At 45.7% G+C, this 16,417-nt stretch carries 13 protein-coding genes and 2 tRNA genes; 14 read left to right on the forward strand and 1 reads right to left on the reverse strand.

Annotation, left to right across the window (positions count from 1 at the left end):
* The first annotated feature begins 24 nt into the window (after positions 1 to 24).
* The 4 genes from porX to HPS57_RS05355 all read left to right on the forward strand — a co-directional run bounded on the left by porX (position 25) and on the right by HPS57_RS05355 (position 3,982).
* Positions 25 to 1,647 (forward strand): T9SS response regulator signal transducer PorX, encoded by a 1,623-nt coding sequence (porX, locus tag HPS57_RS05340; RefSeq protein ID WP_172180932.1) that lies wholly within the window; start codon positions 25 to 27, stop codon positions 1,645 to 1,647.
* A gap of 73 nt (positions 1,648 to 1,720) precedes the next feature.
* Complete coding sequence (locus tag HPS57_RS05345; RefSeq protein WP_172180934.1) at positions 1,721 to 2,581, forward strand: glycosyltransferase; 861 nt, start codon at positions 1,721 to 1,723, stop codon at positions 2,579 to 2,581.
* A 43-nt stretch (positions 2,582 to 2,624) separates the two neighbouring features.
* The gene (locus tag HPS57_RS05350; RefSeq protein ID WP_172180936.1) at positions 2,625 to 3,674 is read left to right on the forward strand and encodes a glycosyltransferase; all 1,050 of its coding nucleotides are present in this window, start codon (positions 2,625 to 2,627) and stop codon (positions 3,672 to 3,674) included.
* A gap of 234 nt (positions 3,675 to 3,908) precedes the next feature.
* Positions 3,909 to 3,982 (forward strand) — tRNA-His (locus HPS57_RS05355).
* A 441-nt stretch (positions 3,983 to 4,423) separates the two neighbouring features.
* Here HPS57_RS05355 and HPS57_RS05360 read toward each other — a convergent pair.
* Positions 4,424 to 4,497 (reverse strand) — tRNA-Met (locus HPS57_RS05360).
* A 173-nt stretch (positions 4,498 to 4,670) separates the two neighbouring features.
* Here HPS57_RS05360 and HPS57_RS05365 point away from each other — a divergent pair.
* The 10 genes from HPS57_RS05365 to HPS57_RS05410 all read left to right on the forward strand — a co-directional run bounded on the left by HPS57_RS05365 (position 4,671) and on the right by HPS57_RS05410 (position 16,249).
* Positions 4,671 to 6,578, forward strand: a complete 1,908-nt coding sequence (locus HPS57_RS05365) for an LptF/LptG family permease (RefSeq protein ID WP_172180938.1) — start codon at positions 4,671 to 4,673, stop codon at positions 6,576 to 6,578.
* Between the two features lie 193 nt (positions 6,579 to 6,771).
* Entirely contained in the window at positions 6,772 to 7,965 is a 1,194-nt protein-coding gene (locus HPS57_RS05370) for a pyridoxal phosphate-dependent aminotransferase (RefSeq protein ID WP_172180940.1), read from the forward strand.
* Between the two features lie 145 nt (positions 7,966 to 8,110).
* Positions 8,111 to 8,944 (forward strand): MotA/TolQ/ExbB proton channel family protein, encoded by an 834-nt coding sequence (locus HPS57_RS05375; RefSeq protein WP_172180942.1) that lies wholly within the window; start codon positions 8,111 to 8,113, stop codon positions 8,942 to 8,944.
* 33 nt (positions 8,945 to 8,977) lie between these two features.
* The gene (locus tag HPS57_RS05380) at positions 8,978 to 9,598 is read left to right on the forward strand and encodes an ExbD/TolR family protein (RefSeq protein WP_172180944.1); all 621 of its coding nucleotides are present in this window, start codon (positions 8,978 to 8,980) and stop codon (positions 9,596 to 9,598) included.
* Between the two features lies 1 nt (position 9,599).
* On the forward strand, positions 9,600 to 10,244 hold the full coding sequence (locus HPS57_RS05385) for an ExbD/TolR family protein (protein ID WP_172180946.1): 645 nt from the start codon (positions 9,600 to 9,602) through the stop codon (positions 10,242 to 10,244).
* A 47-nt stretch (positions 10,245 to 10,291) separates the two neighbouring features.
* Positions 10,292 to 11,125 carry an energy transducer TonB gene (locus tag HPS57_RS05390; RefSeq protein WP_135939986.1) on the forward strand — a complete coding sequence of 278 codons (834 nt, stop codon included), beginning with the start codon at positions 10,292 to 10,294 and terminating at the stop codon, positions 11,123 to 11,125.
* Positions 11,126 to 11,489: 364 nt separating this feature from the next.
* Positions 11,490 to 12,446 carry a PstS family phosphate ABC transporter substrate-binding protein gene (locus HPS57_RS05395; protein WP_172180948.1) on the forward strand — a complete coding sequence of 319 codons (957 nt, stop codon included), beginning with the start codon at positions 11,490 to 11,492 and terminating at the stop codon, positions 12,444 to 12,446.
* A 213-nt stretch (positions 12,447 to 12,659) separates the two neighbouring features.
* Positions 12,660 to 14,105 (forward strand): tetratricopeptide repeat protein, encoded by a 1,446-nt coding sequence (locus HPS57_RS05400; RefSeq protein ID WP_172180950.1) that lies wholly within the window; start codon positions 12,660 to 12,662, stop codon positions 14,103 to 14,105.
* Positions 14,106 to 14,629: 524 nt separating this feature from the next.
* Positions 14,630 to 15,064 (forward strand): nucleoside deaminase, encoded by a 435-nt coding sequence (locus tag HPS57_RS05405; RefSeq protein WP_135939989.1) that lies wholly within the window; start codon positions 14,630 to 14,632, stop codon positions 15,062 to 15,064.
* A 90-nt stretch (positions 15,065 to 15,154) separates the two neighbouring features.
* Entirely contained in the window at positions 15,155 to 16,249 is a 1,095-nt protein-coding gene (locus tag HPS57_RS05410; RefSeq protein WP_369811462.1) for an AAA family ATPase, read from the forward strand.
* The last annotated feature ends 168 nt before the right edge of the window (positions 16,250 to 16,417 follow it).

Raw genomic sequence — 16,417 nt, forward strand, 5'->3', positions numbered from 1 at the left:
TCTTATAACAGATTATATTCATAGATGACAAACGGCAAAATTCTCTGGGTTGACGATGAAATAGAACTTCTTCATGCCCACATCATATTTCTTGAAAAGAAAGACTATGAGGTCATTACCGTGTCAAATGGTACTGACGCCATAGAGCAGTGCCAGCAGCAGACCTTTGACCTGATTCTGCTTGACGAGATGATGCCGGGAATCACCGGTCTTGAGACTCTCCAGCAGATAAAGGACATACAGCCGCAGACTCCTGTCGTTATGGTCACGAAGTCGGAGGAGGAGAACATCATGGACCAGGCGATAGGGCAGAAGATTGCCGACTACCTTATCAAGCCTGTCAATCCTTCGCAGATTCTCCTTGCGCTTAAGAAGCACATCCATCGGCGTGAGATTGTTACTGAAGTGACACAGACACAGTACCGGCAGTCGTTTGGACAACTGTCGATGCAGATAATGGACTGCCGTACACTTGATGACTGGAAAGCAGTGTACCACCGTCTTGTGCTTTGGGAACTTGACCTGTCGGAGACGGATTCGCAGATGACGGAAATGCTTGCCTCACAGAAGGAGGAAGCTAACATAGGGTTCGCAAAGTTCATAAAGCAGAACTACATGTCTTGGGTTGACCCGAAGACATTCCTTGATTATGAACGGCGGCCGGTGCTGTCGCCGGACATCTTCCGCAAATACGTTTTCCCGGCGCTTGACGGAAAATATTCGCCTTCCGGCAAGCCGGAGAAAGTGTTCTTCATCGTTGTGGACAATTTCCGCTATGACCAGTGGCGCATTCTGTCAAAGGAGATTGGCGACATGTTTGACATAGACGAGGATATGTACCTCACCATACTTCCTACTGCAACCCAATATGCACGTAATGCCATATTCTCAGGACTTATGCCTGAGCAGATAGAGAGGATGTTTCCGGAACTGTGGGTTGACGAGGACAGCGAGGAGGGGAAGAACCTTAATGAGGCTCCGCTTATACGCACGCAGATAGAAAGATACCGAAGGGGCTATTCATTCTCTTATAACAAGGTCAATGACTCTCAGGGAGCAGAACGTTTCCTTGACAAGCTGCCCAATCTTTCGCAGAATGACCTGAATGTCCTTGTTGTCAACTTCATAGACATGTTGTCACATGCGAGGACAGAGTCAAAGATGGTGCGTGAACTTGCCAACAATGAGTCAGCCTACCGTTCCATAACGCTCTCGTGGTTCCGCCATTCTGTCCTTGCAGAGCTGTTCCGCCAGCTTGCCCAAAGCGATTATAAGATTGTGCTGACAACAGACCATGGTTCTATCAGGTGTGGAAAGCCTGTCAAGATTATCGGGGACAAGAACACGAACACGAACTTGCGGTACAAACTTGGCAAGAACCTTAACATCCTTGCCAACGGAAACGGCAATGTGAAGGAAAAGGATATATCGAAAGAGCTGTTTGTCATAAAAGAGCCGGGCAAGGCACAGCTGCCTTCTCCGAATATCTCAACAAACTATGTGTTTGCCACAGGCAACTCTTTCTTGGCATATCCCAATAACTATAATTACTATGTCTCCTATTTCAAGGACACTTTCCAACATGGTGGCATCTCGATGGAGGAAATGCTTGTCCCTATCATAACAATGAAACCGCGCAAGCGCTGAAGCATGATTGTGGATAGGCAGAGTTAATAGATAATGGACTTTTGGACGAACTTTTTAGTACAGCTATCCAAATATGATTACTTTCATAATATGTAGCCTTGAACCTGCCAAAGCGTCTGCTGTAGAGAAGAATGTACGGGAGACGGTAGGTGTGCCATGCGAGTTTGTCATAGAGGACAACCGAATCAAAAAAAATGGTATATGCTCTGTATATAACCATTGCGCCCGGAAAGCACGTGGTGAATATCTCTGTTTCCTGCATGAGGATGTCGTGTTCCATGGAAACGGTTGGGGACAGTCTGTCATAGCACAATTGCAAAAGAAGGAGACAGGTATTATTGGCTTTATGGGCAGTATATATAAGAGCAAGGCACCATCAGGCTGGAATGTGTTGCCAAGACTCAACCGTTGTCATTTTATCCAGACGGATAAGTCCGGAGGGATGCGTAGAAGTGACGAGGGGGCAGGAGACTTCCGTCCTTGCCTGCTACTGGATGGGGCATGCCTGTTCGTAAGGCGTGAGGTTTGGGAAGAGATTCCGTTTGATGATGTTCTGCTGGATGGTTTCCACTGCTACGACATAGACTTCTCCTTGCAGGCTGTGGCAAAGGGCTACCGTAACTATGTCTGCGGAACGGTATGGCTGGAACATCTCTCCTGCGGAGCATTCTCTGATGCTTGGGGCGATGCTACGTTACGCCTTTATCTTACAAAATGGCAGCAGGCAATGAGTGCAAAAGGGTTGGATGAAGAAGAATTGTCTTACATTGCAGGACACCGTTCATTCATCGAGGCACGCAGTTTCTATGTGTTTCTGAAAAACCAGAAGCATAGGAAGTGGGATAAAGAAGAACGCAGAAAACTACGCTCGTTCTTGTTCCGGCATATGGCACACCCTGTGCTTTGTTTGAAATGCTTGCCTTACCTGATTTAATAAACGCTATCACAAAACAATAGAAAAAACTTAATTGCAAAATATGATTTCCATTATAATTTGTTCTCGTTATTCTTCACTTTCCCAAGAACTCCAGAGCAATATTCATGCGACAATCGGTGCTTGTGAATACGAACTGGTTCATATTGATAATTCTGAAAACAAATATAATATTTTTGAAGCGTACAATCTTGGTGTCCGCAAAGCACAGGGAGACATACTTTGTTTCATGCATGAGGATATTTTGTTTCACTCAAAAGACTGGGGTGGGAAAATGGCAAGATGGCTTGCTAACGACGAATATGGCATAATGGGTGTTGCCGGCGGTTATGCTGTCCTTGCCCAAAGCGATTGGCGGCTGTATGGCAAATGCCTTGTGAATCTTATACAGGGCTATAACACAATAGAGGAGAACTGCAAATATTATGTTTTTCCAAACTCTTCCCGCAAGGCGAAGCGGAAATTGAAGGAGCCTGTTGAAGTGGCAGCGCTTGACGGGGTCTGGTTCTGCATAAGGAAAGAATTGTTTGACAAGATTTCCTTTGATGAAATCACTTATGATGGATTCCATATGTACGATACGGATATATGCATGCAGATTCACAAACTCGGAAAGAAGGTGATGATATGCCCGGATGTGTTGCTGGAACATCTGTCGGTAGGGTCATATACTCCTGCTTTTGTCACAGGGCTTTCTGCTTTTCATGCAAAATGGAAAGATTACCTTCCGGTAATAAAGACAATAACCTTGACTGATGAACAGATAGAAGCGTTGCATCAGCGTGGTGAGTCGCGCCTTAAAGAATACATTATCCTTGACGGTGTGAAAAACGGATTGAAGCAGCTGTTTTCCGAGAAAGCAAAAGGGTTGCCCATACGTCCTTTCACTGACAAGGAAAAGAGTGTGATGAAAAAGTCCAAGTACACTTACTGTAAGGCGACGATTAAGAACCGTAACCTGAGCTTTTCTGAAGTGTATCGCAGTGTCCGCCCTTATCTTATGGATCATTATTGTCCTAATAAGCACAAAATAGTCCTCAAATTCATATGGTACAGAACCATGATAGGGCTGAAACGCAGGACTTATGACTGATCAGAAGGTAAACTGTACTGTAAAAGAGAAATGCCGGAATTTGCTTTGATGCTCGGACATGAAGGCTATGAAATGCGTAGATATAAGGAAATTTGAGCGGAAAAAGAAAAAAAACGTAGAATTATTTGGTCGTTTGGAAAAAAATGACTACCTTTGCACTCGCTTTTGAGATGATGGGTTGAAAATGTTTCTAATGACAGTGATTCTCTTTCTTGATAGCAAAAGACATAAATGGTGCCCGTAGTTCAGTTGGTTAGAGCGTCAGATTGTGGTTCTGAATGTCATGGGTTCGAGTCCCATCGGGCACCCAAAGTTGAATGAGGTTAAAATCGAAAGGTTTTAACCTCATTTTTTTATTGGCTAATTTTTTTTGGGGGGGGACAGCCGGAAAGTATATGGGTGTATGGCAAGGAAGCGGTTCTTGGGGGCAGAGAATGCAGGCTTTGACCTTTTGTAAGTAGAATATCTGTTTTTGCTTGCAAAAGGATGGGCGTTTCAATGCTTTTGGTGAACTGAAAAATCAACAAACGTTAAAGTGCTGTTGGTTTTGTGAAAGGTGACACTTTGCTTGGTAAAAGGTAACCTTTCGCAAGGCAAAGCGTTATCTTTTGCAATGTCAAAGGTTATCTTTCATTCTGCCATTCATGTTTTATGATGTTATGGCAGCAATTGAAGTGGATGCTTTCCGAATGCTGTTTGGAGAGTGTAGGGAAAAGAAAAAGGAATTGCAAACCTGCAACTCCTTTTTGTAGCGGGAGGGGGGCACGATCCCTCGACCTCCGGATTATGAATCCGACGCTCTAACCAGCTGAGCTATCCCGCCATACCGCTTGTTCTTAAAAGCGAGTGCAAAGGTAGTCATTTTTTTTGAATTGACAAAGAGTTTTGCGATTTTTTTATCAAAAACATTGAAAATTTCTTTTATTCGAGATTTTATTACTACCTTTGCACCCCGAAAGTATATAATGTACGCGTAAATGTGTGTGTGAAACGTTTATGTTCAGAATAAAGAAACTCGATATATTCATAGCCAAGCAATTCGGACTGCTTTTCGCAGGAACGTTCTTCATTTGCCAGTTTGTGCTGATGATGCAGTTCTTGTGGCGTTATGTTGATGAACTGATAGGTAAGGGACTTTCGCTGGATGTGCTGGCGAAATTCTTCTTCTATATGGGTCTGATGCTTGTGCCGCAGGCCATTCCTCTTGCCATTTTGTTGTCGTCATTGATAGCTTTCGGCAATCTTGGCGAAAGTTCGGAGCTGACGGCGATAAAGGCTGCCGGCATATCACTCATGCAGGCGTTCCGTTCGCTGATCGTGATAGCACTGTTTATCACTGCCGGCTCATATTTCTTCCAGAATGACATTGCGCCGGAATGCCATAAGAAGATGGCGCAGCTTCTTGTCGCGATGAGGCAGAAGAGTCCGGAACTGGAAATTCCGGAAGGTGTGTTCTATGATGGTATTCCCGGCTGCAACCTCTATGTCCAGAAGAAAGATGTCGGGACAGGCATGCTATACGGTGTGATGATTTACCGCATGACAAACTCTTTTGAAGATGCGGCGATAATACTTGCTGACTCAGGGCGCCTGCAGTCTACGGCAGACAAGCACCATATTGTGCTGACACTGCATTCAGGCGAATGGTTCGAGAACATGAAGTCACAGGAGCTGGCCGGAAACTCGAATGTCCCTTACCGTAGGGAGACCTTCGTGGACAAGCGTATAGTCCTTGACTATAATGACGATTTGGAAGTTGACGACAATGTCTTTGCCGGTGATGCCCGTGGCAAGAGCATCTATGCCATAAAGGAGGGACTTGTTAAGACACGGCATGCCATCGACAGTGTTGGCATGGCGGTGAAGAAGGATATGGACAGGCAGTATTTCGCGAAATATATGCCGGAGAAGCGTGACACGGTTACCGGGGCGCGTCTTGCAAAGGCAGGCAACAAGGCGTATGACCCGGACAGCGTGTATTCCCGCCTTTCTTCTGAGGAGCAGCGGACAGTCATGGCGCAGACCGCCAGTGAGGTGAGGATGGCGAAGGATTTTCTTTCGTTTGGAGGGCTGATGGCGAAGAATGGCCATCAGATTGTGCGTGAGCATTATCTTGAATGGATAAACAAGTTTACCACAGCGTCACTCTGCCTTATATTCTTTTTTATAGGTGCTCCGCTCGGTGCCATTATCCGAAAGGGAGGTCTTGGTGTGCCTGTGATAATCTCTGTTTTTGTCTTCATTGTCTTTTACATCCTTGACAATACAGGCTTCCGCATGGCACGAATAGGCGACTGGCCGGTATGGTTTGCCAAAGGCATAGCCCCTGCAGTCTTAATCCCTACAGCCGTGTTTTTCACGTATAAGGCCAATAAGGATTCCGTTGTCTTCAACATGGATATGTATGTCGACGCTTTCAGGAAGATTTTTGGGCTTAGGCTGCAGAGGCGTATTGCAATGAAGCAGGTTGTCATAGAAGAGCCGGATTATGCAAGTGACACGACGAGGCTGCAACAGGTCACGGAAGATGTTGCAAGCTATAATCAGGCGCATCGTCTGTGGCTGATGCCTAATATAATAAAGGTGTTCTTTGTATATGTCCCTGACAGGGAAATAGAGCGTATAGTTTTGGAACTGGATAGCGTTATAGAAGACCTTGGGAATACTCGCGACAAGGGGATTATGAAACTGTTGAGGCAGTATCCGGTTGTGTCCATAAAAGCACATACGCGTCCTTTCGACCGTCGTTGGATGAATATTGTGGCTTTCGTGCTCTTTCCTGTCGGAATCTTCCTGTATCTGCGAATGTGGCGCTTCCGTCTTCGACTGTTTGGTGATTTGAAGAAAATTCACGAACTCAATGATGCTGTGATTAAGAGAATAGAGGGGGTGGCTGTGCGGTAAAAGGTCGCTCAGGATGCTTGCAGCTATGGCTGTGCCGTGCAGTTACGAATGCAAGTGTCAGTCATTTGGGTGGTTATACGTTAAAAGAACAAAAGAGAAATTGAAAAGTGTAACAAATGTTCGCCTAAATGAATAAAAATGACTAATTTTGCACAGATTAACAAATGAACAATAAGTAAAAAACGGAATTGCTATGTCAAATTTATCAGAACGCTTGAACCGTCTGGCGCCATCTGCAACTCTTGCTATGTCACAGAAGAGCTCCGAGATGAAATCACAAGGGATTGATGTCATCAATCTCAGTGTTGGTGAACCTGACTTCAACACTCCGGATCATATCAAGGCGGCCGCAATAAAGGCTGTTGAGGACAACTGGAGCCGTTATAGTCCTGTGCCGGGATATCCTGAGTTGCGCAAGGCTATTGTCAACAAGCTGAAAAACGAGAACGGCCTTGATTATGAGCCATCCCAGATCCTCTGTTCCAATGGTGCCAAACAGTCTGTATGTAACGCTATAATGGCACTTGTCAATTCCGGTGATGAAGTGATTATTCCTGCACCGTACTGGGTGTCCTATCCTCAGATGGTTCTTCTTGCAGAAGGAACTCCTGTTTTCGTGGAAGCCCCTATAGAGCAGGATTTCAAGATTACTCCGGAACAGTTGGAGGCTGCCATCACTCCAAAGACACGTGCTATAATACTGTGCTCTCCGTCAAACCCTACAGGTTCGGTGTACAGTAAGGAAGAACTGAAAGGATTGAAGGATGTGCTTCTGAAGCATGAACGTGTGATTGTCATCGCGGATGAAATCTATGAACATATAAATTATGTGGGCAAGCATGCCTCTATGGCAGAGTTTGCTGACATCAAGGACCGTGTGGTTGTTATTAACGGTGTGTCAAAGGCTTATGCCATGACAGGCTGGCGTATAGGTTTCATCGCAGCACCGGAATGGATAGTCAAGGGATGCAATAAGCTGCAAGGACAGTACACGTCCGGACCATGCTCTGTTTCGCAGAAGGCTGCAGAGGCGGCTTTTGCCGGTGACCAGCAGTGTGTGGAGGACATGCGTCAGGCTTTTGAACGCCGCAAAGACCTTATTGTCAGATTGGCTAAAGAAATCCCGGGACTTGAAGTCAATGACCCGCATGGCGCATTCTACCTGTTCCCTAAATGCTCAAGTTTCTTTGGAAAGGAATATGAAGGCAATGTGATACGCACATCGACCGATCTTGCACTTTATCTTCTTGAAAAAGCACATGTGGCAACAGTTGCCGGTGATGCGTTTGGCTCGCCAGAATGCTTCCGTATGAGCTATGCGACAAGTGATGAGAATATCATGGAGGCAATGCGCAGAATAAAGGAAAGCCTTGCGTTACTCAAATAATAAAAAGTTTTTTGGCTGCAAATGTGGTTAAAATTCCTTAAACGCGCAGTTTATTCTAATAAATTGCGTATCTTTGCGAGGAAAAACAATTGTAGAGACTTATTTCTAATCAATATTTATAATTAAATCTAAACAAAAATCAATTATGGCAAATTCACAGAAAGCAGCTCCTGCTCAGAAGAAGCAGGGCTTCACAGGTGTTCGCGCAGCGATTTGGATTATCGTACTCTGTTTCATCGCAGGTGTATGCTTCTTCGAGTTCGTACTCGGCAACCCAGACAATTTCCAGGGCGGTGACAACGCAAACGCTCCTCTTCCAGGTAACCTTCTCGGTACAATCTACAAAGGTGGTATCGTCGTTCCTGTGATTATCACACTCCTCTTCACCGTGGTTGCTCTCTCAGTAGAGCGTGCTCTTGCACTCTCAACAGCTCACGGTAAGGGCAAGCTCGCTAAGTTCGTTCAGGAGGTGAAGGCAGCTCTTGCAGCTAACGACCTCGCTAAGGCTCAGCAGCTCTGCGACAAGCAGCAGGGTGTTGTAGGTAACGTCGTTTCTGCATCTCTCAAGACTTACAAGGAGATGGAGACTGCAACAGGTATCAAGAAGGAGCAGAAGATCTCTAAGATCCAGCAGGCTCACGAGGAGGCTGTACAGCTCGAGATGCCAACTCTCCAGATGAACATGCCTATCCTTGCAACTCTCGTTACTCTTGGTACTCTGACCGCTCTCTTCGGTACCGTTGTGGGTATGATCAAGTCATTCGCAGCCCTCGCAGCTGGTGGCGGCGGTGACTCTCTCGAACTCTCTACAGGTATCTCTGAGGCCCTCGTAAATACTGCATCAGGTATCTTGACTTCTTGGTGTGCTGTTATTGCTTATAACTTCTACTCTAACAAGATCGATAAGCTTACTTACGCTCTTGACGAGGTTGGTTACACAATTGCTAAGACATACGAGGCTAACCACGAAGAGGCTTAATCTTTTTACTAACCCTTTAAAACTTTTATCGCTATGGGTAAAGTAAAAATTAAGAAAGCCGACGTCTGGATTGATATGACCCCGATGTCAGATGTCATGGTCCTTCTTCTCACCTTCTTCATGTTGACATCAACATTCGTGAAGAATGAAGTCGTGAAGGTCAATACACCTGGCTCCGTGTCTGAAATCAAAGTCCCGGAAACAGAGGTTCTGCAAATCCTTGTAGACAAGGAAGGCAAGATATTCCTCAGCCTGGACAAGCCTGGATACATGAAAGAAATGCTTGAGAACGTTCAGAGCCAGATGACTGGTCTTGACCTTGCACCACTGCAGGTGAAGAACTTCGTAGCTCTCGCATCTTTCGGTATGCCGGTGTCAGAAATGTCAAATGTCCTCAAGCATGAGGCTTCTGATGTCAACGAACTGCAGAAGAGCATGGGCGTTCCTACCGACAGCATCAATGGAGGTATGAGCGAGTTCCAGATGTGGGTGGATGCCGCTCGCAGCTCATCATTCGGTTCTGACATGAAGATTGCTATCAAGGCTGATGCTGCGACACCTTATAAGGTTGTCAAGAAGATGATGTCTGAGCTTCAGGACATGAGTGAGAACCGTTACTATCTTATAACATCGTTAAAGAAGGAGGGCGAATAATATGGCAAAGAAAAAAGCAAGCCGCCAGAAAAAAGCGGAGACCCGAGTGGACTTCACTCCGATGGTGGATATGATGATGTTGCTTATCACCTTCTTCATGCTGTGTACATCTTTGAGCAAACCTCAGTCAATGCAGTTGACGATGCCAAGTAACGATAAGAATGTCGCAGAACAGGATCGTGGTGCAACAAAAGCGTCACAGACTATCACACTGTATCTTGCAGGAAATGATGCTGTATATCATGTTGACGGTATTCCTGATTATGATAACCCTGCTTGTCTGAAAAAGACCACATGGGGAGCGGAAGGTCTCCGTGATGTGCTTATCAACCACAAGACAGAGGAAGGCTACACACCTGTAAAGAACATCAAGGCTTCCAAAGCCCTTCTTGATGCAGAGCGCGCAAAAGACAAGTCTATGACAGACTCAGTTTATAATGCACGTCTTACAAAAATCAAGAATGGTGAGCTTGAGACCGGCAAGGTTCCGGTTCTTACAATCATCATCAAGGCTCTGGACACAGCTTCATACAAGAACCTTGTTGACGCACTTGATGAAATGCAGATTTGCGCAATCGGTAAGTATGTTATTGACCAGGTTAATGATGACGACATGCGTCTTCTGAACGCAGCCGGTATCAAGTAATCTGTGATATGGCAAATTGTTAAACCATAAAAAGAAAGAACAGAACTATGTCAAAAATAGATCTTATTTCAAACGATTGGACTGAGATTGTCTTCTCAGGTCGCAATCAGGCCTATGGTGCTTACCAGTTGCGTAAAGGTACAGGCAGACGTAACCTATGGTCAATGGTGTTCGTTGCTGCCGTTGCTGCGTTGGCGTATGTAGGTCTTTCAATGTACAACTCTTATCAGGAATCACAGAAGGCCAAGTTCGAGGCTGAGATGGAGGCATCTCTCCTTGAGCAGAAGAAGGAAGCTAAGGTTGAGAAAAAGACTGAGGCTCCAAAGATTGAGCAGGTTAAGCAGGTAGAGAAGGTCAAGTCTTCTATTGCCTTCACACCACCTGTCATCAAGAAGGACTCTGAAGTGAAGCCTGAGGAGGAAATGAAGACTCAGGAAGAACTTAACGAAAGTAAGACAGCCGTTGGTGCCTTCACTGTTGAGGGTAACGACGAAGAGGGCGGTACAGTCCTCAAGGCTGTCGAGGAAATCGCTGCACCGGAACCTCCTAAGCATGAGGAGGAGAACAAGGTGTTCGATGTAGTGGAGCAGATGCCTGCATTCCCTGGCGGTCCGGCTGCCCTTATGCAGTATCTTTCTTCTCACGTTAAGTACCCTGCAGTTGCTGAGGAGAATGGCATTTCAGGCCGTGTTACTGTCCAGTTCGTCGTAGAACGTGACGGTAGTGTGACTGACGTTAAGACAATGAAGTCTGTTGACCCATCACTTGACAGGGAGGCAGAGCGCGTTGTCAAGTCAATGCCTAAGTGGATTCCTGGTAAGCAGAACGGCGCACCTGTTCGTGTGAAGTACTTCGTACCGGTTGTATTCCGTCTCCAGTAATATGTGATATAAAAACTATGTAATATATGAAGAGTAGGGCGAGGCTTCTCAAAGAGGGGTTTTCCTCTACTCTTCATTGTCAACGGAAGTCAATGCATATTTGCCACAAGTGCTGACAAATCTTTGTTCTTGACAGTTGCATTGTTGGTTTTCTGCAAATATAGTTGCCGAAGTCCAAGAATGACTAACAATTTATATGTGGAAGAATCTGTTATTCGTAGTAGCGAATATACAGTATAGAACAGAGGCGAGTCATGTTATATGTGCAGAAAAGAAGGTTGCAAGATGCAGGCAATCGGAGCTTTCCTTAGGTGGAGAAATGCTTGATGTACGATAGGTTATCCTTAAATTAATACCATAAACAATGAAGAAAATAATATATATATCCCTCATAGCCATTACATCCCTGATGGTTCTTGGAGCATGTAAGAAGAAATCCGCTAACGGAAGAACCGACACATACGCCTCAGGAGAGATGACCGTGATGTGTGATGAGAGCTTCAGTCCCATTATCAATGAAGAGATAAAGGTGTTCCATGCCACTTATCCGGATGCGAAAGTCACTCCGAAATATACCAATGAGCTTGATGCGTTCAATGCCTTGATGGAGCAGAAGGTCCACCTCATCATCACTGCGCGCAATTATAGTGCAAAGCAACTGAACTACTTCAAGACTAACGGCTTGCAGCCACGCTATTTCCCTCTCGGTTATGACGGGCTTGCATTCATAATCAACAAGGACAATGTTGACTCCTGCATACATGTTAACGACATCAAACGCATCCTTAGTGGTAAGGTGCGTAATTGGAATGAGGTTAACAAGGACTCCAAATTAGGTGAAATAGACGTCGTTTTTGATAACGCAAAATCCGCAGCAGTCCATTGGGCTGTAGACTCAATCCTTGGAGGAAAGCCTATCAACAGCCCTAACATAACAGCTGTAAATACAAGTGCGGAGGTCATCAACTATGTTGAGAAAACGAAGAACGCAATAGGAATCATCGGCAGCAACTGGCTTAATGACAAGCGTGACACGACAAATGTCACCTTCAACAAGAACATAAATGTCATGTCCGTCTGCCAGGTGGAAGGCGCAAAGGCAGATGAAATGAACTCATGGAAGCCATATCAGCTATACCTCCTTGACGGCCGCTATCCTTTCGCGCGCACTGTCTACGCTTTGCTGGTAGACCCATATCACGGTCTTCCTGTCGGCTTTGCGAACTTCATGCAGTCACCAATAGGGCAGAAGATTGTCCTCAAGTCAGCGCTTCTTCCTTATCGTGGAGACTTGCAGTGGCGCAAGGTGCAGACAGATTAGTCAGATGCGCGGACACATAATGTGCGCAAAGGCAGGAAAGCGAAACGCCAAGTGCGGTTTGGGATATATCTCCATTTGTTGACACTTTTATGCCAGATATTGACACATGTTTTGCACATCCGAAAAATAGTCTTAATTTTGCATACGGAAATAAAAACAGTAAGATAAATCACTAACACAAATACAAATAACCAAGCTAATACAAAAAGATTTATGAATACAATGAAATATCTTTTGGCTGGTGCCCTGATGGTTGTCAGTGGCTCAGCAATGGCTCAGTCTTTCGATGAAGCAGTGAAAGCAGTTAAGTCCGGACAGTCCCCAAAAGAGGTGGAATCCCTTGTCAAGGATGTCAAGGACTGGAAGAAAAATGCAGCAGGTCTGGCTAAGGTAGGCCGTGCTTATCTTGATGTGAAGGACACCCTTAACACACGTAAGTATGCCAATCTCGCCGTTGATGCAGAGAAGAAGTTGAAGGAAGGCAAGACAGCCGTGGGCTATATCCTTCTTGGTGACCTTGAGGTCTACAATGATAATCCGGGCGATGCAGCTGCTTGGTATCAGAATGCCATATACTTCAACCCGAAGGCAGCAGAGGCATACAAGAAGTATGCTTTCATCTATCGTGGCCGTGACCCAAAGCAGGCTGTTCAGACACTTGAACAGCTCCGCACTGTAGACCCTACTTATCCTGTTGATGCAGAGGCAGGACACATCTATTATATGTCTGCAACAAAGAACTCTGACTATATGCCGCTTGCCCTCCAGGCTTACCAGAAGGTTCAGCTCGAAGACCTTTCCAAGCTGGAGCCATACTATATGACAGAGTATGCCCTTGTAGCATTCGCTTCACAGAAGAACGAACTCTCAAAGAAGATTGCAGAGTTCGGCCTCAAGTCCACACCACGCAATGCCGGCTACAACCGTCTTGCAATGTACAACTCTGTCGAGTTGAAGCAGTTTGAGGATGCGGTGAAGTACACAAACAAGCTTTTCAATGAGAGCGATACTGCCAAGTTCACTCCAATGGACTATAAGTATGCCGCACTTGCATACGAAGGCATCAACGACCTTGACAACGCTGTAGCAAACTACAAGAAGCAGATAGATTGCTGTACTTCTGAAACTCAGAAGATTGCAGCTTTGAAAGACCTCTCTGACTGTTACAAGGCAAAGGGTGACCTTGTCAACTCACTTGCAACTTACGAGGAGTATCTGAAGCTCAATCCTAAGGCAAGTGCAAATGACTATGCAGGTTTTGCAAATATCTACCGCAACATGGCTGCAGAGCAGACCGGTGCAGAGCAGAAGGAATCCGTGGACAAGGCACTTGCCATCTATAAGGACATGATAGAGAAGTTCCCTAATTCAGCTGACTACTCCAATTTCATGGCAGCTCGTACAAGCTCTATCATCGACCCTGATCAGAAACTCGGACTTGCACGTCCATACTATGAGGCTCTCTTCAACTCTATCAGTGCTGCCGGCATCAAGGACAACAGTGACAAGGCACGTATCGTAGAGGCTTGCCAGTACCTTGGCATCTATTTCTTCAAGATACAGAATGACAATGAAGCCGCTAAGCCATATTTCGAGAAACTTCAGGAGATTGACCCTGAGAACGCTCTTGCAAAGCAGGTTCTTTCAATAATCAAATAAAATATAGAATATAGACTGAAATGTAGAAAGTAGGGACAGACTGACTTCAGTTTGTCCCTATTTTCAGTTATGCAGAGCGGCAGCCTCTTTCCTTATGCAGCAGTTACGGCGCAGGCTTTGGCATCTCGTTGCATTGTGAGAACTGTATAGTAATTCCATGGAGTATGATATTTTCTCTGTATAGATGTCTCCTCTACAAAACAATGAGATTATAAGTGGCAAAATGAAAGATAACACTTTACCGTGCGAAGGGTTACCTTTGACAGTACAAAACGTTACCTTTCACCAAGTAAAGCGTTACCTTCCGCCAAATCAATGATGTTTTAACATTCATTGTTGTTTGAGTTTAGGAAAATGCCTGTATATGTGACATTTTGAAAGTAATTGTCATGTTTGGCTTACATATAGGAATTTGTGCTAACTGTACGATAGATGCACTTACATCCAATCCACGCACGATAAGGTTCAAATGTAGAATAATTTGCATGACTACTGATAACATTACAATTACAAACTGACACTCTATGACAGACGACGAGAGATTCATGCGTATGGCATTGAAAGAGGCAGAGCAAGCTGCCAATGACAATGAAATCCCCATAGGAGCAGTCATTGTCAGCAATGGCAGGGTGCTGTCACGTGCCCATAACCTAACAGAAACATTGTGTGACGTCACCGCCCATGCTGAGATGCAGGCGATAACCTCTGCCGCCAACACTCTCGGAGGCAAGTACCTGCAAGGCTGCACGTTGTATGTCACAGTAGAGCCTTGCCCCATGTGTGCCGGTGCCATAGGGTGGGCACAACTCTCACGCATTGTCTATGGCTGTCCCGATGCGAAGCGCGGCTATCGTGAGTATGCTCCCAAGGCATTCCACCCTAAAGCTACAGTCACGGAAGGTGTGCTGTGCGAGGAATGCAAGGCTCTTATGCAGTCTTTTTTCAAGAAAAGACGCTGACGGTCTTCCGCACAACCATGAACCATGCTTTACCATAAGTACGGCATGACATCTGTATATTGCTCATTTTATATATAATATATGAATAACATCAAACGAATAGTTCTTACAGGCGGCCCTTGTGCAGGCAAGACAACAGCCCTTGTAAGGATAAGAGAACATTTCTCAAGTCTTGGATACAAAGTGTTCACAGTTCCGGAAGTTCCTACAATGATTACTCAGACCGGCTGGAACTACCTTACGGACAACAAGAAATTCTACTACGAAGGCGAACTTGTCATCCTACAGATGCAGCTTGCCCTTGAGGACAGTGTGCAGAGAATGGCAGAGACTGTCGCGCCTGACAAACCGTGTGTCATAATCTGTGACCGTGGCACAATGGACATCTCCACCTACATCTCTCATGAGATCTGGGAGGACATCTGTGGCAAGGTAGGTTACACCACCGAGGAGTTGCGCAACCGTTATGACGCTGTCCTGCATCTTGTCACTGCTGCCGATGGGGCAGAGGAGTTCTATACCATTGAGACAAATGCCAACCGATATGAGCAGGCAAACGAAGAAGGGCTGAAGATAGCACGCATGCTTGACCATAAAGTGTTCGATGCATGGTTCACCCACCCACATGTGCGTGTCATCGACAACAGTTCCGACTTTGACCTAAAGCTCAACCGTGTGCTGACCGAAATATCCCAAGTCCTTGAACTCCCGTTGCCTGTAAAGGAAGAGCGCAAATACATTGTGGAACTTGCCGGAGAGTTGCCGGAATGCATTGAGAGTGAGATAGTCCAGACTTACCTTGTCGCCGATCCGGGACGCGAAGTGCGTCTGCGCCGCCGCTGGCAGGATGGACAGGCGATAAACATCCATACGACGACAAAGATGATTTCCCCACAGGAGAAGATTGTCACAGAACGTCAAGTGAGCAACAGCCTTTACGAATCACTCTTGCAGCAGGCAGACCCTTACCGTGCCACGATACGCAAGCAGCGCCGCAGCTTTATTTGGTGCGGCCAGTACTTTGAGTTGGACACTTATCTTGAACCTGTCTCCGGCCTTATGATTCTTGAGACAAAGGAGAAGACCTGCCATGAGGAAGTCAAATTCCCTCCGTTCCTGAAGGTTGTAGAGGACATAACAGGCAACACAAAGTACTACAACTACAACCTTGCCTTGAAGAAATAGGCAGCCATCTGCCACACTGCCACAGCTGTCACATTTTCTGTCTGCTGCTTTTGCAGACGGAAATGTGGCAGCATAACCCTCAATCTTCAGCCACTCTTCGCTGTATGTGCAAGTGTTGCCATGGTGATAAACCGCCTTGCTGCCCAAAGGAAAACAATCTTTCAGGCT

It is taken from the genome of Palleniella intestinalis (assembly GCF_013166595.1).
Classification (GTDB): Bacteria; Bacteroidota; Bacteroidia; order Bacteroidales; family Bacteroidaceae; genus Prevotella; species Prevotella intestinalis.